Source organism: Flavobacterium album, from assembly GCF_003096035.1.
GTDB lineage: Bacteria > Bacteroidota > Bacteroidia > Flavobacteriales > Flavobacteriaceae > Flavobacterium > Flavobacterium album.
In genome coordinates this window covers 1,300,165-1,325,020 of sequence record NZ_CP029186.1, presented here as the reverse complement: position 1 = coordinate 1,325,020, position 24,856 = coordinate 1,300,165, and the positions used below count along the sequence as shown (strand labels likewise).

The following is a 24,856-nucleotide window of genomic DNA, read 5'->3' as shown; positions in this document are numbered from 1 at the left end:
AAAAATTGGAGATAAGCCTAAACCTTTTAATTTTGCCATGTTAAATCTATCTTAAAAAATTGCTACTAAAGACAGTAAACATGTTACAAAAATGCAAAAGGCAGGCCGCTTTACTAACGTTCCTGCAATTTTTTTTTGTCCTCTTATCAGGATACTGCGCGCATGCACAGATATACCAGCATAATTTTGGCACCACTACAATAAACACCCATCCTTATACAGTTGCCCCGGCTACGCTGGCAGCAAACCTGTCGGGTTCTTCCTGGACGAACAGTACCAATACATGGTCCAGCAATTCGGGGTCGGCGGGACAGGCCATACAGCTTTTCAACCCTGCAGGCACAACCACAGTTACCCTTACTTTTAACGTTGCACCCAATTTCCAGGTAGGGATCACATCCTTTAATTTCTGGCGGCAGCGCAGCACATCCGGGCCGCAGGCATGGCAAATGTCTATCAACGGTATCAATGTGGGCAGCGGTACCACGCCACTTTCCGGGAACGGGACAGGAGCGGCAATAGGCGTTACTCCCGTAGCCAATCCTGTTTCGGGACTTACCGGCACAGTGACCGTAGTGCTTACACTTAGCGGCGCGACCGGTGCCGGCAATATACGCTTTGACGATTTTACCCTGAACGGAAGCGTGACTTCTACCTGTACCAATGCGGTAGTTACCTCTTACACCCCGCATTCCGGGCCAAAAGACACCATGATCACCATTACGGGCAGCGGCTTTACGAATACTGCCACTGTAAAAATGGACGGTATTACTATGCCGTTTACCATAATTTCCGATACTGAAATACAGGCAATGGTTCCCGCAGGGGTAACCAGCGGAAACATTACCGTTACCGCTACCGATGGCTGTTTTGGACAGACGGGCACACCTTTTACATTACTACAATCGGATTGCGTATCTCCGGAAATTTATATCTCGGAAGTTTTTGACCAGGTAAATCTGGATCCCGGTTTTATAGAGCTATATAACCCATCGTCGAGTCCCGTAAATCTCAATGGCATTTATGTGCTTGAACGTTATGGCGAAATTAGTGATACTACCCCAACTGCCGGATATGTTATATCCCTTACCGGTACCATACCGGCAACCAGCACCTACCTGGTGCGTTGCGGCACCTCTACGCCTATATTATGCATCCCGTTAAATCCGTCATTTAGCCCTGACGTAATGGGTGGCATCAATGATAACGATAAATTCAGGCTTAGGAAAAACGGCAGCATTATAGATGAGGTGCAGGTTCCTTTTGGTGTAGGCACCGGACCTGCCAACAGAGGCTATACCATGATTCGCAAGCCGAATGCCGTAGCGCCTGCTGTAACCTTTAACCTTAACGACTGGATTGCCGATAATAATGAGTACTGCACCAATATTGGGATGCATACGGCCAATGCTTCGGGTGCACCTCTTCCGGTGGTCACGCATCCGGCCCCGGTAACAGTGTGTGTAAATGCTAATACAACCTTTACCGCAGCCATAACTCCATCTACAGGTTTCACTTACCAATGGAAAATGCTTACCTCAGCAGGGACATGGGTAAATGTTACTAATAACGGCACTTACAGCGGGGCCACTACAGCAACATTGTCGGTAAACGGTGTATCGCTTGCCATGAACAACAGCCAGTATTACCTGGAAGCGACGTCTGCTTCATGCACAATACGTACCGATGCCGCGCAATTATTTGTAGTCGACAAACCTGCCGCACCAACCGTTACCGTTACGCAGCCTACCTGTACTACCCCAACCGGAAGTATTGCAATAACTGCGCCTTTGGATCCTAATAATAATTTCACTTACAGTATAGATGGCGTAAATTATGTATCAGGAACCACATTTAACAATCTTACCCCGGGAACCACATATAGTGTAACTGTTAAAAATAATGGAGGCTGTGTTTCTAACATAACCACACAGGCTATAGGCACAGTTCCGGGCGCGCCTGCGGCACCAACACTCACAGCAGTACAGCCTACATGTACTACCGCTACGGGAAGCATTACTGTCACCAGTCCTATAGGCCAGGATTATACCTATAGCATTGACGGTGGGCCTTATCAACCGGGCGTGACATTTACGAACGTTTCAACAGGTTCCCACAATATTACTGCCCAACTTAATGGGTGTACATCGCCTGCTACCGCGCAAGTTATTGACCTTCAGCCGGCAACTCCCGCTACTCCCACACTTACGGTGACGCAGCCTACCTGTACTGTTGCGGGAAGCATTACTGTTGATACTCCTACGGGCATTGGCTACAGCTATAGTATCGATGGCGGGATCTATCAGGCAGGAACATTATTTACACCGATAGCGCCGGGACCACATACTATTACCGCAAAACTTGGAAACTGTATTTCAGCACCGGCTTCCGTAACCATTAACCCTGTACCGGGAGCCCCGGCAGCACCAACCCTTACGGCTGTACAACCCGATTGTACTACCGCTACAGGAAGCATTACAATTACCAGCCCTGTAGGTCAGGATTATAGCTATAGCATTGACGGAGGGCCTTATCAGTCGGGGGTAACATTTACGCCTGTAGCACCGGGATCTCATACTGTTACAGTAAAGCTTAATGACTGTGTATCGGCTCCTGCATCGCAAACCATAAACGCACAGCCCGCAACACCACCGGCACCAACCCTTACGGCAGTACAGCCTGATTGTACTACTGTAACCGGGACTATAACAATAACAAATCCGGGGGGAACAGGGTATACTTACAGCATTGACGGAGCGCCTTTCCAGGCAGGAACAACATTTACCCTTGTAGCATCCGGCCCGCATACCATTACCGCACAGGCCAATGGATGTACATCTCTTCCAGCAACGATAATAATAGATCCACAGCCGGTAACTCCTGCTGTGCCAACCCTAACGGCAGTACAGCCAACATGTACTACGGCTACAGGCAGTATATCAGTTTCCAATTCGAATGCTAACTATCTGTACAGCATTGACGGAGGCCCTTTTCAATCAGGGACGACATTTACACCTGTAGCTCCCGGCCCACATAATGTTACCGCTAAGCTTGGTAACTGTATTTCTGCACCGGGTTCAATAACTATAGATGCACAGCCTGCTACACCTGCAGCACCCATACTTACGGCAGTGCAGCCGGATTGTACTACTCCTACCGGAAGCATTACCGTTAACGGCACGGGGAATGGCTTTACGTATAACATTGATGGTGGGCCGTTTCAGCAGGGGCCTACATTTACCGGTGTATTACCGGGCCAGCATACCATTATCGCTAAAAATGCAGCGGGGTGTGTATCTCCCGGTGCTACACAAACAATAGACGCTCAGCCTGTTACACCTGATACTCCAAATCTTTCGGCAGTACAGCCTGATTGTACCACGTCTACGGGAAGTATTAGCATAACAAATCCAATGCCGGGACCAGGATATACCTACAGCCTTGACGGCGGGCCCTTCCAGACAGGGACAACATTTACAGCTGTAACTCCGGGCCCTCACAATGTTACAGCAAAATTTGGCAACTGTATTTCGGCCCCGGGCTCTATAACTATCGATCCTCAGCCTGCTACTCCTACGGTTCCAACGTTTACTGCAGTGCAGCCTGACTGTACAACAGCCACGGGAACAATTACGGTTGACACACCGGGAGGCGCAGGATATAGTTATAGCATTGACGGAGGGGCTTTCCAGCCTAACCCAACATTCAATGCTGTGCTGCCGGGACCGCATAATGTTGTCGCGAAGTTTGGTAACTGTACCTCAGCACCTGGTTCTATAACAATAGATCCACAGCCGGCAACTCCTGCAGCGCCAACCCTTACAGCAACAACGCAGCCCGACTGTACTACGCCTACAGGAAGTATAACAGTAACAAGCCCTGTACAGGGATTAACTTATAATATTGATGGCGGGGCTTACCAGTCGGGATTAACTTTTGCGAATGTAGCACCGGGTCCGCACACCGTTACCGCGAAAAATGCGGCGGGATGCGTATCTCCCGGAACTTCAATAACCATTGACCCGGCGCTTCCTGTGCCGACAGCACCGACCCTTACGGTAGTGCAAACCACGTGTACCTCAGCTACCGGAACCATTACAGTTACCTCACCTGTTGGCTTAGGCCTTACATATAGCCTGGATGGTGGCGCTTACCAGCAAGGCATAACTTTTTCCAATGTAGCGCCGGGCCCACATACCGTTACCGTGAAAAATGCTTCGGGATGTGTATCGCCGGTAACAACAAGGACCATCGACCCGCAGCCGGCAACTCCTCCGGCACCAACGCTTACGGCAGTACAGCCATCGTGCGGGGTGCCAACAGGAAGCATTACAGTTACTACTCCTGCGGGGCTTAGCTATAGTATCGACGGCGGCGCTTTCCAGTCGTCACCTACATTTACCGGTGTATTGACTGGCAACCATAGTATTACCGTAAAAAATACAGCAGGATGTGAATCTCCAGGCGCTTCGATAACCATCGGCCCTGCACTGCCTGTACCGGCACAGCCAACAGTGACTGCAGTACAAACTACCTGTACAGTAGGTACCGGAAGCATTACAGTAACAGCACCTCTTGGCGCAGACCTTACTTATAGTTTAGATGGCGGGCCTTACCAGATAGGCGCTATCTTTACGGGTGTGCCACCGGGAACGCATACCATTACCGTAAAAAACGGTGCCGGATGTGTTTCGTCCCCAGGATCGCAAGCCATTAACCCTATGCCTGCCGCACCCGATGTTCCTGTGCTTACAGTAGCACATCCCGGATGTAATGCTACGAAAGGCAGCATTGCTGTGGCATCGCCCGTGGGCATTGGCTATTCGTATAGTATTGATGGCGGGCCATACCAGCAAGGCACCAGCTTTGCCAACCTTAACCCGGGTACCCACACCATAACAGTGAAAAATGCTGCGGGCTGTATTTCGGCCCCGGCCTCTGAGACTATTAACACGCCACCGGCCATACCTACAGCCCCTGTTGTAACCATTGTACAGCCCGACTGTACCACTGCAACGGGAAGCATTACGGTAACATCGCCTGTTGGCAACGGCCTTATGTACAGCGTGAACAGCCTTGCGTATCAATCGGACGTTGATTTTCATAACCTGGCACCGGGCAACTATGTTATCACGGCACGCAATGCTGCGGGATGTGTGTCGGGCTATACCCATTTTATCATCAACTATCCTCCGCTTGTGCCTGCAGCTCCTGTAGTTACCGTTACACAGCCGGATTGTAATAAACCAACCGGGGCCATTACAGTAAACTCACCTGTAGGCTTCGGGTTAGAATACAGCACCGACGGCACAAATTTCCAGCCGTCGAGGATATTTAACAGTGTAGCTGCCGGAACATATACTGTTACCGTGCGGAATACTGCCGGCTGCAGTGCCTCACTTGCAGACATAACTGTAGATGCAGCGCCGGCACCCGCACCCGATCCGGGCATTATAACCGGAGACAGCGCTGTTTGCGAGGGAGGGAGGATACAACTGGCCGATACCGTAACAGGAGGCGTTTGGGCGAGCAGCGATGAAGCCTTAGCGACAGTAGATGCCAACGGGCTTGTAACCACCATAGAAGCGGGAACCGTAACGATTACCTATTCCATGGGAACCGTATGTACCGCATCGGCAACACACACAATAACCATATACAGGCTGCCGGACCCGCAATTGCGCGACACCTATCTTTGCGTTGATAACGAAACCGGAACACCGGTTACAGGGGTACTGAACAGTGGGCTGTCATCTGCCGAATATGACTTTGCCTGGGCAAAAGGCACAACGCCGCTAACAGCAACAACAAGCGCCCTGATAATTACCGAACCTGGCGACTATACCGTTACGGCTACTAATAAGATAACCGGGTGTGTGGGAACCTCAACCGCTACCGTAGGGCTTTCATCTATAGCGCTTGGCTATGCAGAAGCCTCTGTAGACTTTCATTATAACCAGGTGATCACTGTACATATTACCGGCGGGTCGGGCGATTATGAATACAGCCTTGACGGAGGTCCGTACCAGGATGAAAACTCATTTACCGGGATTTACGAAGGCGAATACCATATTACCGTAAGGGACAAACACGGCTGCGGTGAACTGGAGCTGGACGTATATGCACTCAACTATCCGAGGTTCTTCTCGCCAAACGGTGATGGGGCACGTGACCATTGGAACATAAAAGGGCTTCGTGACCAGCCGGATGCGGAGATCTTCATCTTCGACCGTTATGGGAAGCTGATCGCAGGACTAAGGCCAAACGGACCGGGATGGGACGGCACCTATAATGGGGAGCGCCTGCCTGCTACCGATTATTGGTTTACCGTACAATACCATTCGGCAAACGGCGAAGGCAGGGAGTTTAAAGCGCATTTCTCTTTGTTGAGGTAATTATAGTTTATCCTATGGCATAATTATAAAGAATATAAGCTGTTTTTAAAGCAGCATGAAGAAGTTGTTCGTGTTAGTTTTTGATCCGGAGACCCCTGCCAGCCAACTGCAGGGGTTTCTCTTTTTTATGCCAAAAGGAGAATTAGCTTGCTTTTGCCTTTTATCTATATTTTACCTAATTCTATTTGAAAATCAACTATATATTCAAATTTCATCTTACAATTAACAAAAAATTTAAGCAGCTAACTTTAGCTTCAGAAAATCATAACTGCGACCTTACAGTAAGACAACCTGACTTTTAATACCTCACAAAAGATACTCCATAAGTTTGTATGACATTGATAGTCAATGCAAACAAACCAAAATTATTTTTTATGAAAACACAGTTACACAAGGCATTCCTCAATGCCTGTATGCTGGCCGTTGTGCTATTAGCAACGTCGGCAATGTGGGGCCAGGTCACCCTTCCGGGGTCGTCGCCTTACTCCGAAAATTTCAACACCACGCCGGGCGCGTCGGGAACATCCTACCCAACGGGATGGACCTCCTACAACGGCTCGACAGTGGACAATTCGATGACAGTAGGCAGCGGCACCTCTACTTCGGGAGCCAACTACAACTTTGTGTCACGTATCGGTATCCTGGGTTCGGGCAGCTCTTTTGTGCCGGGCTCTATTGTTCTCAACATTGCCAACACTACCGGCAAGAGCGGCCTTAAGATCTCCTATGATGTAGTTAAGATCATCGAAAACTCAAGGAGCAACTCGTTTAACCTTGAAGTGAGCACTACTTCGGCTACTACAGGCTTTACAGCCGTAACCGGTGGCGCTTATGCCTCGGGAACAATTGCCGCAGGTACTACGACTGCTTACACCGACATCGACATTTCTGCCCTGAGCAACATCAGCGGCAATGTATGGATCCGTTGGAGCTACAACGAGATCAGCGGTTCGGGAAGCAGGGACGGTATCGCCCTTGACAATGTTTCCCTTTCATGGAGCTCTGCCCCTGCCGTAACTACAGCAGCAGCGACTTCGATCACAACATCTTCAGCCACGCTGAATGGTACTATCAATGCGAACAGCAATACTACTGCTGCTTCTTTCAACTGGGGAACTACTGTAAGCTACGGAAACAGTGTAGCCGCAACGCCATCGTCTGTAACAGGTACTACAGCTACTGCCATAAGCGCGCCAATATCTTCTTTATCACCTAATACACAATACAACTTCAGGGCTGTAGGTACTGTAGGCAGTACTGCCAGCAATGGAGCAAACGCGAGCTTTTACACACTGGCCAAAGTACCGGGAGTACTTACTGTTAACAACGCAGGCATCACTACACTTGATGTAACCGTTACAGCTACTACGCAAACCGGCAACCCGGCTGCAACACAATATGCAATAATAGAAGCAGGCGGACAATATGTACAGGCAAGCGGCGCACTTGGCGCTACAGCCGTATGGAGGACAGCTGCTGCATGGGGCACTACTACCGTAACAGGGCTTACTGCCAGCACTACTTACACTTTCAGCGTAAAAGCAAGGAACAATGCTTCTACCCCGGTTGAAACCACTTTCAGCACGGGCGCTGAAGGCACTACACTGGCTAATACGCTTCCTACACTTACTGCAGGTACAATTGCAGGTTTTGGATCGGTTTGTATAAATGTGGCCCAGGGTACCGGCATATTTACCCTTAACGGTATTAACCTTACTCCCGGCGATATTACTGTAGGCCCGCTTGCAGGCTACACGTTCTCTGCTACAGAAACGGGTACTTACACAACTACGCTTCTTATCCCTCAGACTGGAACACTTACACAAGACGTGTATGTGACCTTTGCACCGACGACTGTTGGTTCTTACAATGGTAATATCGATGTAACCGGCGGCGGCGCAGATGCTGTTGCTGTTGCGGTAACAGGAACAGGTATAAACACTACAGGAACAGTGGCTACGGTAGCTGCTACAGCACTTACTGCTGCTACGGCTGAAGTTGAAGGCAACGTAACTGCACAGGGCTGTACAGATGTTACAGAAAGAGGTGTTGTTTACAGCACTGCCATAAACCCTGTACTGGGCGGAGCGGGCGTGACTGCCGTTGCTGATACTGCCGACGGTGCAGGTACTTATACTATCGCTCTTAACGGGCTTATAGGCGGTACTACTTATTATGCAAAAGCGTATGCCACTAACGATGGCGGAACAGTTTATGGCACCCAAATGAGCTTTACTACTGCTAACGTAATCGCTGCGGTTGCTACAGCTGCTACAAGCGTGGAACATGACAGCTTTGTGGCTAACTGGGATGCTGTTGAAGGCGCTGCAAGCTACAGGCTTGATGTGAGCACATCGCCTACCTTTGGTACTATGAGCCTTACTACCGACCTGTTCTTCTCTGAATATGTAGAAGGTTCTTCATCTAACAAATATCTTGAGATATACAATGGCACAGGTGCAGCCGTAAACCTTGCCGACTACAGGGTAAGGCTTTATTCTAACGGAAGCACGACTGCCTCGGGTACGGCTAACGATGTACAATTATCAGGTACTCTTGCTGACGGCGCTGTAGCTGTTATCAAAAACTCAGCGGCCACTATTTACAGCGGCGCTGCTACGGTTGTCGCTTCGGTAAACTTTAACGGTAACGATGCTGTTGCCCTTTACAAAATATCTACCGCGTCAAACGTTGATATCTTTGGTAACATTGGTACAGACCCGGGATCTGCCTGGACAGGAACCAATACTACAGTTGACAAAACCCTTGTGAGAAAATCAACCGTAACAGGCGGTGTAACTGTTGACCCTTCAGGCACAGGATTCCCTACACTTGATACCGAGTGGGATATGTTCAACCAAAATGATATTACACATCTTGGTTCGCACACTTATGCAGGCATTGCTCCGTCTTTTGTTCCCGGTTATGAAAACCTCGCTGTAACTACAGGTACAAGCCAGGTTGTTTCGGGACTTACCGAGCTAACAACTTACTACTACAGGGTAAGGGCTGTTGGCGGAAACACAAGCGGTAACTCTAACGTTATTGAAGTAGCTACAACTGCAAATACAGACCCTACACTTTCTGCTTCGGCGCTTGCTGCCTTCGGTGAAGTTTGTATCGACAGCGAAGATGGGCCGGAGACTTTTACGATCACAGGTTCATTCCTTACTGAAGATAACATTGTTGTAGGCCCGCTTGATGGCTATACATTCTCTACAGATGGCATTACTTATACAGATACACTTAACCTTGGCCAGACGGGAGGAACTTACTCTCAGGTAATATATGTTAAGATCCTTCCTGCTGTTGTAGGAGATTATTCAGGGAACATCCCTGTAAGCGGTGGTGGTGCCGACAGCATTAACGTAGCAGCATCAGGAAGCGGTATCAATACTACTGCTACTGTGGTTGTCAACAATGCTGATGCTACTTCTGCTTCTACAGCTACAATCGAATCTGAAGCTACCCTTTCGGGATGTTCTGATATCACCGAAAGAGGTATCGTATATGCTACTACGGCCAATCCTGCAATTTCAGGCCCGGGCGTATCGCAGCTAATCGATTTCGGTACAGGTACCGGCACCTACACCACAGACCTTGAAGGCCTTGTTGGCGGTACAACCTATTATGTAAGGGCTTATGTTACCAACAACGGTGGTACGTCATACAGCGCTGACAGCACATTTACTACCAATGGTGTTGGAGCCCCTATCGCCAACCCTGCACTTAGCGTAACGGAAAGCAGCTTTGTAGCCAACTGGGAAGAAGTGGAAGGCGCAGAAGCTTACAGGCTTGACGTGAGCACATCGGCAACATTTGGCACAAGCGCTCCTGCAACAGATCTATTCTTCTCTGAGTATGTTGAAGGTTCTTCTACCAACAAGTACCTTGAAATATACAATGGTACAGGCGCTCCGGTTAACCTTTCTGACTACAGGGTAAGGCTATACTCTAACGGAAGCACGACTGCATCCGGCAGCAATGACGTTGTATTATCAGGTACAATTGCCAATGGTGCTGCAGTAGTGATCAAAAACTCAGGCGCTACGATATACAGCGGCGCTGCAACAGTTGTTGCTTCGGTAAACTTTAACGGTAACGATGCTGTTGCCCTTTACAAGATATCTACCTCATCAAACGTAGATATCATTGGTAAAATAGGCCAGGATCCGGGTACTGCCTGGACAAGCGCTTCTAACACTACGGTTGACAAAACCCTTGTAAGGAAAGCTTCGGTAACAGGAGGCGTAACTGCAAACCCTGCTACAGGCTTTGACACGCTTGAGTCGGAGTGGGAAGTATACAACCAAAATGATGTTACACACCTTGGTACACATACGTATGCAGGTATTGCCCCATCTTTTGTTCCCGGTTATGAAAACCTTCTTGTAGAAGATATCAGCCAGGCTGTTGAAGGGCTTGATGCCGGAACAACGTACTACTACAGGGTTAGGGCTGTTGCCGGAAATACAGGCGGTAACTCTAACGTTATTGAAGTTGCCACTGAAGCAGCCGGCAGCGGCGCAAGGATAGCAATGGGCCTTAACGATAATGATGCCAACAACATCATGGTGTACAAACAGAATGGTGCGTTAACAATCTCTTCTGCCAATACAGCTATTACTTCGGTAACTGTATTTGACATTACAGGTAAAATGCTTTTCGCTTCAGACAAGTTTAACCAGAATGAAGTAGTGCTTGAAAACATAAGCGCCTCAAACCAGATGCTTATTGTTAAGATCGGCACAGATGCCAATGAACAAGTAACTAAAAAGATAGCTTACTAAGCATTTACATCTTAAATATATGGGAAATCCCTCTCCGAAAGGAGGGGGATTTTTTTGTTATAGCAACATAAGGTTAATGATAACTTCAAATACGTAACATACTGCTAAACAAATAATAACGCACCAGTTACAGTAATACAACCTATAGCTACCTGATACTTAACATAGATAACAAATCTTTGTCAGGAAAAGATTATTACAAATATCTATCTATAAATTAATTAAAACCACATCTAAAATTTAACTAAAAACAATGATGAAACTATTACATCAAAGCGCACTAAAAGGCCTTTTCACGCTGGGTCTTTTTTTGACAGCCATGGTCTCATGGGGGCAGGTCCTGATCAGCGCCCATAATACCGATTTCACCACCAGCCTCAACGGCTGGAACGGAACGCTTCCGTCAGGGTTTACCTGGTCGGGGGGTAACTACGTTGGGACCGCTTCGGCCACAAACGGAGGAGTATATGCTATTTCCAATGCAGGCTTTGGTTACAGGGCTTCAAGCTCTGTGACGAACTGTACGCTGACAGGGACATTTAAGAATACAACAGGGACGGCGATAACATCGCTCGAAATTGAGTATAAGGCTTTTACGATCAGCGATGATTCCAGGGTTAATGCCTGGACGGTAACCTCATCCCTGGGCAGCGTATCCGGCCTTACCTGGAACCAGACAGAAACGAATACCCCATCATCCCCGGCGTTAAAAACCGTTACCCTTACGGGGCTTAACATTGCCAACAACGGAACTTTTACCGTAACGTGGACAGGAGACAGGGGAACGGGCAGCGGCTCATCCCCTCTTATAGGTGTAAAGGATATCCGTGTAAAATCGTTACCATCATTTTCCACATCTTCAGACATTATCCGTAATACTTCATTCACAGAACCTGCGAACATTAACTACATTAGCTACCAGGGAACTGATATTACTGCTGCCAACTCGATAGAAGTAGGTAAGTTTGACATTCGTGATGGCGGGGGCTCTGCTGACTCAGACACTAACGGCACCATCCTTTCAGGGATCACTTTTACCGTTACGAACAACGCACCCATAAAAAGGCTTGCCCTATATGACGGCGCTACAGAAGTTGGGGAGATCGCGCTTTCTTCTGCAACGGCTGCATTTACAGGAATCTCGCTTACCGCTCCAGATGGAGGCACCAAGACATTTTCATTACGTGCCATATTCAATGCGACAGTAACCGATAACACTGCATTTTCATTTGCAGTAACAGGCGTAACTACAGGAGCTGGCAGCTCTGCATTTACAGCCGCTACAACAGGCGGTACCGTTAAGACACTGAACACCGGCGATAATAATAAGATTGAAGTAACAGCCGACAGGCTGGCATTCGGCACACAGCCTGCAACTACTACCGTGAATGCCGCAATGGCCAACGTTACCGTTAAGGCCGTAGATGCCAACAACAGTACCGACCTTGATTATTCAGGATCTGTTGCGCTTACTTCGTCAGGTACTTTAACAGGCGCACCGGTAACTGTTGCCGTAGCAGCCGGAACCGGTATTGCTACCTTTACAGGGCTTACGCACACCGTGGGTGGGACTGGGCTAATACTTACCGCACAGCGTGCCGCTACCAACGACTGGAGCGTTACCAGTAATACTTTCACCATTAATAAGCTAAGCCAGACGATAAGCGGCTTTACAAGCAATATCACCAAAATCTACGGCGATGCCGATTTTACCCTTGGTGCAACAGCATCATCAGGCCTTGATGTGGTTTATACCAGTTCTGATGAGAGCGTGGCTACTATTACAGGCAACACGGTTACCATACTAAAAAACGGAACCATAACAATTACGGCTACACAGCCGGGCAACGGTGTTTACAGCACCGCGGCTTCTGTCCCGAGGACGCTTACCGTTAGCAAAAAACAGCTCACCGTAACAGGCGCTGTTGCCCAAAGTAAAATATACGACGGAAGCGTTGATGCTGTTATAACAGGCGCTGCCCTATCCGGAGGTGTTGTAGGCAGCGATGACGTTACGCTTGATGCGCTTTACGTTGCCGAATTCAACAATAAGAATATTGGCACTGCAAAACCGGTAGAATCTGCTTTTCAGCTTGCAGGTGCGCAGGCCGGCCGTTACACCCTTACCGACCCTACAGGGCTTGCTGCAGATATCACGGCTAAAGAGCTTACCATTGCCGGGATCTCTATAGCCGATAAGGATTTTGATTCTGATACCGATGCAACTATCACAGGCATACCCGTACTTGTAGGCGTTGTAGGTTCTGAAGATGTTACCCTTAACTCTTCGGCTGCGATTGCAGTATTTGACAATATCGGGCCGAATGCCACTATCCCGGTTACGGTTTCAGGATATGCACTGAACGGAGTTGATAAGGCCAACTATACCCTAACGCAGCCACAAGGCCTTACTGCAAATATCAATGAGACAGGACTTGCCAACCAAACCATTACATTCAACGAACCGGATGCTGTAACCTACGGTGATGCTCCTTTTACCCTTAACGCCACAGCCAGCTCAGGGCTTACAGTAACGTATACCAGCTCTGACGAAAACGTAGCAACAGTTTCAGGAAACACTGTGACCATAACAGGATCGGGATCTGTTACCATTACCGCCTATCAGGAAGGTAACGGTACTTACAACCCCGCTTCTGCCGTAGCGCAGGGGCTTATGGTAAACAAAAAAACGATTACCGTTACAAATCCATCTATAACCGACAAGGTGTATGACAAAACTACATCGGCCCTAGCTACCGGTACGCTTTCAGGACTGGTAAGCAGCGATGAAGGCCTTGTTGGCCTTACCGGTGCCGGTATTTTTGCTTCGGATGACGTGGCGAACGGTATTGTTGTAACAACATACTATTCCATTTCCGGAACACGCGCTTATAACTATATCCTTACACAGCCGGGCGACCAGACAGGTAATATCCTTCCTGCGGAACTTACGCTTTCATCAGCAACGGCCGCCAATAAAGTATATGACGGCACCAACCCTGCTGTTATTAGCGGTACGCTAACCGGGATTTTTGCCGGTGATACCGTTACCTACAATGGTACAGGAACATTTGCAACCGTAGATGTTGCTACAGGTATCGAAGTTACATCAACTACAACACTTACCGGTGCTGATGCAGGTAACTACTACCTTACGCAGCCAACAGGCCTTACGGCTGACATTACCGCAAAAACAATTACTGTTACGGCTATAGCCGAAAACAAAGAATACGACCGCACAACAGATGCCGTAATAACAGTAACCGCCGTAAATGGCCTTGCTGTTGGCGATGTGGTTACCGCAATTGGCGCAGGCACTTTCAACAACTTCAATGTTGGTACAGACAAGCCAGTAACGATTGCCCTTACTTTAACAGGGGATGATGCCGCAAACTATACCCTAACACAGCCAACCGGCCTTACAGCTGATATCACAGCCAAAAACCTTACGGTTACAAGTGCTGATGTAATAGACAGGGCTTATAACGGGACGACCAACGCTACGATAACAAACGCCGTTCTTGATGGCATAGTTGCCGGCGATGAAGCTGCCGTAACTATAGTAGCAGGTACTTTTGCTCAGGCAGCCCCGGGTACGGATATTGCCGTTAGCAACCTGGTTTTATCAGGAACCGCTGCGGGTAATTATAGCCTTACACAGCCAACAGGACTTAGCGGAGATATTACCGGAACAGTAATTACACTTTCGGGCGCGGCGGCACAGAACAAAATATACGATGGTACAACTGATGCTGTTATTACAGGTACGCTTACAGGTGTTGCCCCGGGTGATATCGTAACCTTTACTGGCACGGGAACATTTGCCTCAAAGGATGTTGGCAATGGTATCGAAGTAACGCCATCGATCACGCTTGGTGGTGAAGACGCTATGTTTTATATACTTACACAGCCTACAGGCCTTACGGCAAACATCACTAAGAAAACGCTTACCGTTACTGCAACGGCTGAAAACAAAGTATATGACCGCACAACCGATGCTGTTATAACAGTAGCTTCTATAAACGGCATTGTTGACGGTGATGACATTGAAGTGACCGGAGGCGGTAACTTTAACAACTTTAACGCAGGTATAGCCAAGCCGGTAACCGGAGCCCTTGTTTTGGGTGGTGGCAGTGCTGCCAATTATACCCTTGCACAGCCTGCAGGCCTTACTGCCGATGTGGCTAAAGCAAACCTTACGGTTGTAAGCGCCGATGTAGTAGACAGGGCCTATAACGGAACTACCATTGCTACTATAGCAAATGCTGTTCTTGACGGCATTGTTGCCGAAGACGAAGCTGCTGTAACTATAGTAGCGGGTACTTTTGCACAGGCAACACCGGGTACAGACATTGCCGTTAGCAACCTTGTTTTATCGGGTACTGCAGCCGGAAACTATACCGTTACGCAGCCGGAAGGCCTTAGCGGGGATATTACCGCATCGACACTTACACTTTCGGGCGCGGCGGCACAGAACAAAGTATATGACGGCACTACTGCTGCCACCATCACAGGTACATTATCAGGCATTGCCCCGGGCGATATCGTAACCTTTACAGGTACGGGTACGTTTGCATCTTCAGCTGTTGCCAATGGTGTTGAAGTAACACCAACGATTACCCTTGGTGGTGAGGATGCTATGTACTATACCCTGATACAGCCAACAGGCCTTACGGCTAACATCACTAAGAAAACGCTTACCATCAGCGGGCTTACAGCTGACAATAAAGTATATAACAAGACTACTACAGCTACCCTTAGCGGAAATGCGGTGCTTGTTGGTGTGCTCAACAACGACGATGTTTCGTTAGACGGTATCCCGGTAGCCAACTTTAACAACTTTAATGTAGGTATAGCAAAACCGGTAACCGTTACAGGTTATACTCTCGCCAATGACAATTCGAACTACATGCTGGCACAGCCGACTGGACTTACAGCTAATATTACTGCCAAACCATTGACATTGAACGGTGGCACGGTAACAACTAAAACCTATAATGCCACAACAGCCGCCACGGTAACAGGTACTCTTGTAGGCGTTGAACCCGGCGACGTGGTTACTGCCAATACGGGAACATTTGCTTCGGCAAATGCCGGAACACAGAACGTAACTGTATTGCTTGCAGGAGCTAATGCAGGCAACTATACGCTTACTCAGCCGAGCCCGCTTCTTACCGGAACGATAAACAAAGCTACGCTTACTGTGACAGCGGATAATAAATCGAAAACAGTAAATGCCGCAAACCCTGCGCTTACCATAAGCTACTCAGGTTTTGCCGGCTCTGACAACGCTGCTGACGATGCCGACTTTACACCTCCGACACTTACTACTACTGCTGTTACAGGTTCGGCAGTGGGGGCCTACCCTATTACGTTTGCCACTACAGGCGATGCAATGAATTACAACATGACCTATGTGGCCGGCAATCTTTTGGTAAACGCAGCTGAATTGACCGTATTTACAGGAACCCTCTGGAGCAATGCGATCACTGATAACGCTCCGAACAATTATAACCCATATACCATAGGGGATGTTGTGGCAACAAGTACTACGGGCTCACCTGCAGTTCCTGTGGGTACGAATATCATAAGCGTAAGTGGTATCGGCCGCGGCCCCGGAGCTGTTGCTACCGCAGGCAGTGGCAGGTACAATGCCAATTCATGGAATACCACAACGCTGGATGCTACGGCTTACTTTACTTTTACTATTACGCCTGTACCAGGATTTAAGGTGAATTTAAGCCAGCTTTCTTACACAGGCCAGGTGAGCAGCGCTATCAATGGGTTCGCTCTAAGATCCAGCCTTGATAACTTTGCTACCGATATTGCCGGTGCAGGAGTAAGCGGAAACATATCGCTTGCGGTAGCGGCATACCAAAACCTGACGGGCCCTATAGAATTCCGACTCTATGCCTGGGGTGGTACAAACATGGGAAATACATTTAGTGTGAACGATTTCAGCTTTACAGGATCTGTTGCTAAAGTCCCTGCGGCGGCAATATTGCCGGTGATCAGTAATATTACTTCCAATACCACTACCGTTACCGCAACCTATGGCACAGCGGCAAGCTTTGACACTAACGTGAATGCCGATGCTACCCCAACGGTAACTTTCAGCGCTGTTTTCCCAACAGGTGTTAATGGAAAAGCTTCGATAGACCCGGCAACAGGCATCATTACATTCAATGATGACATTGACGCTTCCGCAACGCCATACAGCATTTCGGTAAATTCGAAAAGCTATTTCAATACCGTGACGACCCCTGCAACCAACGGCGATACGAAAATATTAAAGCTGAAGGTGAACAAGAAGGAACAGGATATTACTTTCGATACCACACCAAGTCCGCTACCGGACAATATGCAGCCGGGATATGTATTTACATTAGAATCTAACGTGGCTGAAGGACTTCCTGTAGCTGCATGGGCCAGCTCGAATACAGGTGTAGCCACAGTGGTAAACAACGGCGACGGTACTGCAACGGTAACTATCGTTGGTGCAGGATCTGCTAATATTATTGCATCGAACGCCGGCAATGGCAACTACAATGCATTCAACGGAACTGCTGTCTCGGTTAACATCACAACGCTTACAACAACACCGGATACTATCGGCCTTGTTGGCTACAACGGCCAGCCTACGGTAGCTGTCGGCCTTGACAACATTACGGCAGGCAACCTTAGCCCGGCAAGCGGTGACCTTACTGTAACCGTGACTGACGGAACTGATTATTTTGAAGTCTCAAATACGTCCGGTTCAGGTTTCGATGCTGCTTTTGCTTATGCTTACACCAGTGCAAGCTTTAATACAAATAACCCTGCCATCTATGTACGATTGAAAGATGGACTTGCCATAGGAAGCTATACCGGAACGATCACCATATCCGGTGGCGGCACTGCAACTACCGTTGCGCTGAACGGAGCGATTCAGGATGCGCCGGTACTAACCACTTCGGGTGCTGCTTACGGCCCTTACTGTGCAGGTACCGACAACAACATCAGTCTATACTTTACAACAGAAGGCAACCTGCCGGCAGGAAGCTTCTATGTTCAGGTATCCGATGCAATGGGCAACTTCCCTCCTGGCTTCACTAACATAATAAGTGCCGCTTCGGCTGCAAGCCCGATAACAGCTACGCTTGGCGATGACCTGGCAGCAGGAAATTACAGGGTGCGCGTGGTACACTACTCTGACGGATCGCTGCTTACTGCAAGCATGGCGAATAACGGAAGCGATATCGTGATCAATGCTAAACCAACGCTTACAAGTGTGCAGGTAGCAGTGAACTGTGCGGGAGCTGCCTCGGAAGTTTCGCTTACAGGCCTGCTGCCGGATACAGCGCTTACCATCGACTATATCATCGGTGCCGATGCCCATACTGCTACAGTAACTTCGGATGCCGGAGGTAACGCTTCTTTTGAGGTTACCCTTGGGGGAGTGAATGACGGCCAACTGCTTACAGTAACTTCGGTTACAAGGACAGATGTAACACCATCATGCCCGGCGGCCTTTACGGTTTCGACTACAATAGTTATAGGCGCCAACACATGGACAGGCGCTGCCGGGACATCTGACTGGAACGATGCCAACAACTGGTCGTGCGGTAACGTACCTACACAATATATACGCGCTGTAATTGCCGCCGGTGCAAACCAGCCGGAAATTACAGGCAATGATACCGTTGCGGTTGCCAGCCTTACTATAGAAGATGGGGCTAATATGATCGTACGCTCAGGAAGCAACATTACTGTAACGAATGCAGTTGTTGTAGCTGAAGGAGGGACATTTACATTGGAGAACAATGCGAACCTCATCCAGATAAATGATGTAGATAATACAGGTGATATCACTGTGATAAAAAACAGTGCGCCAATGTTCAGGCTTGACTATGCACTATGGTCGTCTCCTGTTACCGGCGGATCGCTTGTAGAATTCTCTCCGCTAACGCTGCCCAACCGTTTTTACCACTACAACCCGCTAAGCGATGCTTATGCTACAGTGCCGGGAACCACATTGTTTGAAGAAGGTACGGGCTACCTTATCCGCGTGGCGAACACCCACCCTGCTTATGCAGCAGGCCAGTTAGGGACACCATGGACCGGTACTTTTGAAGGGACACCAAACAATGGTGATGTAAATGTAGCCGTTACTCCTGCCAACGGAACATTAGGCGGATACAACGCTGTAGGTAACCCTTACCCATCGCCTATCAATATCGCCGCTTTCTATGCGGCCAATGCCAACAACCTTGGTGATGATACATCATTATATTTCTGGAGGAAGAAAAATGATGAAGCTACATCGTGCTATGCCTCGCTGACACTTTCAGGATATACCGCAAACAGCGGCAACATGTTTGGCGACAGCAGTAACGGTGTTTTCAATAACCCTGATGAAAGCGACACCTGGGTGATCAACCCCGGCCAGGGCTTTATTGTTCAGGCAGACGGCAACACCATAGCATTCAATAACCAAATGCGTGTAGCAGTAAACAACAACCAGCAGTTCAGGAATGCACAGGATGAAACCAATACAGGCTCACGCCTTTGGCTAAACATTACCGGCGCTTCGGGCGAGTTCCACCAGGCACTGGTAGCCTATACTAACAATACTACACTTGGCCTTGACTATGGCTGGGACGGAAAAGCGCTTACTGACGGTACTGTAGCGATATACTCCCTTGCGGGTGAATCAAAACTGGGTATACAGGCAAGGCCGGCCTTTGATGCAGCCGATGTTGTACCAATGGGCTACAAGGCCACTACGGCAGGCAGCTATACCATTACCCTTGACCACATGGACGGGGTGTTTGCACAGAATCAAAACGTTTATTTGAAAGACAATCTGTTTGGCACAACGCACAACCTTAAGGTTAGCGCTTATGAATTTGCTACCGAAGCAGGTACATTCGAAAACAGGTTTGACGTGGTGTATGCCGAAGAACTTGGTACTGATATCCCTGCCGTTGATGCCAACAGTATCATAGTGTACAAACAGGGCAGCAGCATAAACATCAGCTCAGGCACTACAGACATGACCGGCGTTACGATATATGACCTTAGGGGCAGGATGCTTTACAGCCAGGACGGCATCAACGCGTCCGAAACTGTAATAAGCGGGCTTCAGGCGCAGGAGCAGATGCTTATTGTTGAAGTGACAACCCTTAAAGGCAAAGTAAGCAAAAAGATCATCTTCTAAGCCTATAACCCCCAACCATAAGAACCCCTGCCATTACACGGCGGGGGTTTCTTTTTCAAAACAGTGTTTGCTCCTGGTAACCATAAGCTAACAATTTGACAATGCTGGCTTTTCTTAGGATAAATACATCATAATTACCTTTACACTGTAAAAAATAAAACAAAAGAAAATGAAAAAACAATACTTTTTTGCACTTGGCCTTATGATGGCAGGACTAACAGCTTCTGCACAGAACCAGGTTATTAACGGTGGCTTTGAGGACTGGACAGACGCAAATCCGGTAAACTTTACTGAACAGGGAACAAGCCCTATCTATAATGATAACCTGACGAAAGAGACAACACCGTCATTAGTTCACAGCGGTACTAATTCAGTAAGGCAAACATCGCAGGAAACAACACAATATGTTGAATACAGCAACCTTATACCGGTAACCCCGGGCCATTCGTACACTCTTAGCTACTGGTACCTTGATAATAGCCCTAATGCAAGGACAAGGACATGGACTACATGGCTTGACTCGGCTAATAGTTCCGGTGGCGCCCTTGCAGAACCACAGGTGAACGGTAATGCTGCCAACCCTCATACGGTACAAACTCTACAGGACGAGAACTACTCTTCTGACAGCCCTAACTGGGTGTTCAAGACGATGACACAGACTGCCCCGGCTACAGCAGCTAAAGTACGTGTACAGATAAGGACCTATAGGCAGGCAGCAGGCCAGAGCGGCGGATTCATCTATTATGATGATATTTCATTCACTGATAACACAGCCGGTGTAAATGAAAACACTATCAATTCACTGAAAATGTTCCCCAACCCGCTAAACGGCGATGTGCTTACTATACTGACAGAAAGCGATGCCCCTAAAGCAGTTGCAATATTCGACGTATTAGGCAAACAGGTGATAAACACTGTGACAAGCAATGACACTGTAAATGTGGCTAACCTTACATCGGGTGTTTATATGGTGAAAATCACGCAAGAAGGCAAAACTGCTACAAAGAAACTTGTAGTCCAGTAATAAATCCCTCCTCTTATAAAAAAAGCCATCGGGTCCTCCGGTGGCTTTTTTTGTTTTGGGTCCAATTGTGTCGTGCGGTATTCACAGAAAGCAAAAGTTCTGTATGGACATAATGACTAGTCCTAAAATAGGTTGACTATTTTTGATTATTCAAATTTGATTAAAAGTTCAGACATTTAAAAGTTGTCTGAACTTTTTATTTTTAAAAAATATTAGCTTGAGCTTATCTTGTTTATGCATTTGACTCGGTGTCAGCATAGAACAACTTAGATGCGGCCTTAGTTGATTATAAATTCCGACACTCTGGCTTGTCAGTTCTTTTGCCTGTAATATATTTTCAAACTTATCGGAGAGGCCAAACTCCTCTTTCAATATTCCATTAATTCTCTCAGCGATAGCATTTTCATAAGGGTCTCCATTTTCGGTCATACTGATAGCTATTCCGTTTTGTATTAGACAATCAGTATAAATCCTACTGCAATATTGAAGCCCTCTGTCGGAGTGATGTATCAGGTCAGCCTTCTTGTATTTTCGTCTGGATAAAGCCATTTTTAAGGCTTTTAGAGTGGAAGACGCTTCCATATTATCACAAAGTTCATATCCCATTATCTGTTTAGAATAAGCATCTGTTACAAGATGAAGATATGCATTACCATCAAGAGTATCAATATAAGTAATATCAGACACCCACAACTGTTCCGGCCTTTGAAGATGTATCCTTTTTGCTAAATTCGGGTATTTCCTAAGCCAATGTTTTGAATTAGTGGTAACGGTATATTTTCGTTTTTTACAAAGCAAAAGGCCTTCATTCCTTAAAAGAGAGAACAATTTATCCCTGCCTACATGGATACTACCCTGCTTTTGAAGCAGATGATAAAGTTTTCGCACACCAAGACGTGGCATCTGCCTACGCAGAGCAAGCACAGACTCTCGTAGCTGTACTATCTCAGTATCTGATATTTTTCTGTAGGTTCGATGCTTATAATAAGCTTCTTTACTATAGCCAAACAACTCACAAAACATACTTACTTTTCTTGGGTAGGTTTTGGAAAGCTCGTCAATTGTTTGGCAACGTCTTTTTTTAAGATACTAATACCCTCTTCTTTTTCAGTAATGGATATAAGTTTCTCATAGGCCAAAACTTTTAACCTGGCATCTTCAAGCTGCTTTTCCAGCTCTTTAATGCGTTGCTTTTGTGGATCTTTCATCGGACGGCCTATTGCTGAAAATTTAGGATAGTACAATTTACCATATTTACGGCACCATTCCAAAACTCTGGAATTACCTCCAATACCATACTTTGCCTGAATCTGGTCTTTGTTTAAAATCCCCTTTTCATATTCCCGCACAACAGCTCGTTTAAATGCTTCGCTGTACTTGACAACCGGGGGAGATGTAAATTCTTTTAGACTTCGTGTTTTCATAATGTTGACTTTGGGTTAGTCAACTTTTTTCAGGACGAGACATAATTAAAAAAGCCCCTCGTTTCCGAAGGGCTTTGTACCTGGAGTGGGAATCGAACCCACACACCTAAGTACACGAGTTTGAGTCGTGCGCGTCTACCAATTCCGCCATCCAGGCAATTATCAAACACAGGTTTGAGCTGTGCGCGTCTACCAATCTGCCTGCCGGCAGGTTCCGCCATCCAGGCTGGCCATTAACGGGTGCAAATGTAAAAATAAATTTTTAATTTCGGGTAAAATAGATGTAAAAATACTTTCGGGGTCGGATTAAATTCCTAAATTTGCACCTCGTTTACACAACTCAACACTAACTAACTACTAAACAACAAATTAAAAATGTCGTACTTTGAACCGGACGCAAAGATTTTTGCATGTTCAAACAGCACGTACCTCGCCGAACAGATAGCCAAAAGCTATGGTGTGGAGCTTGGTAAGGTTACGTTCTCTAAATACAGTGACGGCGAATTCCAGCCATCGTTCGAGGAGTCGATAAGGGGATTGAGGGTTTTCCTTGTGTGCTCTACCTTCCCAAGCAGCGACAACCTCATGGAACTCCTGCTGATGATCGATGCTGCCAAGAGGGCTTCGGCAAGGCACATTACCGCAGTGATACCTTACTTCGGGTGGGCAAGGCAGGACAGGAAAGACAAGCCAAGGGTGCCGATAGGGGCCAAATTGGTTGCCAAATTGCTGGAAACGGCGGGCGCGACAAGGATTATGACAATGGACCTGCATGCCGACCAGATACAGGGCTTCTTCGAGAAACCGGTAGACCACCTGTTCGCGTCGACCATTTTCGTACCTTATATAAAGTCGCTTAACCTGGAGAACCTAACGATAGCTTCGCCGGACATGGGCGGATCTAAAAGGGCTTATGCTTACAGCAAATTCCTGGGCAGCGACGTGGTAATATGCTACAAGCAGCGCAAGGAGGCCAACAAAATTGAAACAATGGAGCTTATAGGCGATGTGACAGGAAAGAACATCGTACTTGTAGACGACATGATAGACACGGGCGGAACGCTTGCAAAGGCGGCCGACCTGATGATAGAAAAAGGCGCATTGAGCGTGAGGGCTATTTGTACGCACCCTATATTATCGGGCAATGCGTATGAAAAGATCGAGAACTCAAAGCTATCTGAACTGATTGTGACCGACAGCATACCGCTGAAGCAGGAAACAAACAAGATAAGGGTGGTAACCTGCGCGAACTTGTTTGCCGAGGTAATGCACATGGTGCAGAACAACAACTCGATAAGCAGCAAGTTCCTACAATAGAATTTTTTATTTATTAACTATATAATTATTTCAAATGAAATCAATTACGATCAAAGGATCTGAAAGAGAAAGCGTGGGCAAGGCGGCAACGCGTGCGGTACGTAATGCTGGAATGGTTCCTTGCGTGCTATACGGAGGAGATCAGCCAGTACATTTTACTGCAGAAGAAATGGCATTCAAAGGCCTGGTTTACACTCCAAACGTGCACACCGTGGTAATTGACCTTGCCGGCAAAACGTATGACGCTGTCCTTCAGGACATCCAGTTCCACCCGGTATCTGACAAAATACTTCACATCGACTTCTACCAGCTTGACCCAAGCAAAGAAATCACTATGGAAGTTCCGGTAAAAATCACAGGAACATCTCCGGGTGTACTTGGTGGTGGTGTACTTCGCCTTAACCAGCGTAAACTGAAAGTGCGTGCGCTTCCTGCAAACCTTCCTGACTATGTTGAAGCTAACATCTCTGAACTTGAAATGGGTAACAAACTTTATGTTACTAAATTAGAGACTAATAACTTCAAGCTGCTTAACCCTGATAACACAGTGGTTGCCCAGGTGAGAATTTCACGTGCTGCTATGAAAGCTGCACAAGAGGCTGCAAAAGCTGCAAAAGCTCCTGCAAAAGGAAAGAAAAAATAATTTTATCTTTTCGATATATAAAGAAGCGCTCCGGGAACGGGGCGCTTTTTTTGTTAATAAGAAC

General features: G+C 47.4%; 7 protein-coding genes and 1 tRNA gene. 6 read left to right on the top strand and 2 right to left on the bottom strand.

The genetic code is table 11. The annotated features are described in order from the left end of the window. Positions 1-80: 80 nt before the first annotated feature. The 4 genes from HYN59_RS05780 to HYN59_RS05765 all read left to right on the top strand — a co-directional run bounded on the left by HYN59_RS05780 (position 81) and on the right by HYN59_RS05765 (position 21,408). Positions 81-6,395: a T9SS type B sorting domain-containing protein gene (locus tag HYN59_RS05780; protein ID WP_108777365.1), complete on the top strand. Its 6,315-nt coding sequence runs from the start codon at positions 81-83 to the stop codon at positions 6,393-6,395. Positions 6,396-6,769: 374 nt separating this feature from the next. Beyond that, positions 6,770-11,185, top strand: coding sequence for a lamin tail domain-containing protein (locus HYN59_RS05775; RefSeq protein ID WP_146185869.1), 4,416 nt, complete (start codon positions 6,770-6,772; stop codon positions 11,183-11,185). Between the two features lie 253 nt (positions 11,186-11,438). After that, positions 11,439-20,384: a YDG domain-containing protein gene (locus tag HYN59_RS05770; RefSeq protein WP_146185868.1), complete on the top strand. Its 8,946-nt coding sequence runs from the start codon at positions 11,439-11,441 to the stop codon at positions 20,382-20,384. A 169-nt stretch (positions 20,385-20,553) separates the two neighbouring features. Then, a complete protein-coding gene (locus HYN59_RS05765) occupies positions 20,554-21,408 on the top strand; it encodes a T9SS type A sorting domain-containing protein (protein WP_108777362.1) in 855 nt (284 codons plus the stop codon). 168 nt (positions 21,409-21,576) lie between these two features. On the opposite strand, the gene HYN59_RS05760 is transcribed toward HYN59_RS05765, so the two are convergent. Continuing rightward, positions 21,577-22,832 (bottom strand): IS3 family transposase gene (locus tag HYN59_RS05760; RefSeq protein WP_108777361.1). Its coding sequence is split into 2 segments (ribosomal slippage): positions 21,577-22,484 and positions 22,484-22,832, totalling 1,257 coding nucleotides; the frame shifts between segments, so codons are not numbered across the junction. A gap of 77 nt (positions 22,833-22,909) precedes the next feature. Beyond that, positions 22,910-22,989 (bottom strand) — tRNA-Leu (locus tag HYN59_RS05755). 218 nt (positions 22,990-23,207) lie between these two features. On the opposite strand from HYN59_RS05755, the gene HYN59_RS05750 reads away from it, so the two are divergent. Both HYN59_RS05750 and HYN59_RS05745 read left to right on the top strand, forming a co-directional pair. After that, positions 23,208-24,149, top strand: coding sequence for a ribose-phosphate pyrophosphokinase (locus HYN59_RS05750; protein ID WP_108777360.1), 942 nt, complete (start codon positions 23,208-23,210; stop codon positions 24,147-24,149). Positions 24,150-24,183: 34 nt separating this feature from the next. Then, positions 24,184-24,792: a 50S ribosomal protein L25/general stress protein Ctc gene (locus HYN59_RS05745; RefSeq protein WP_108777359.1), complete on the top strand. Its 609-nt coding sequence runs from the start codon at positions 24,184-24,186 to the stop codon at positions 24,790-24,792. Positions 24,793-24,856 lie beyond the last annotated feature (64 nt).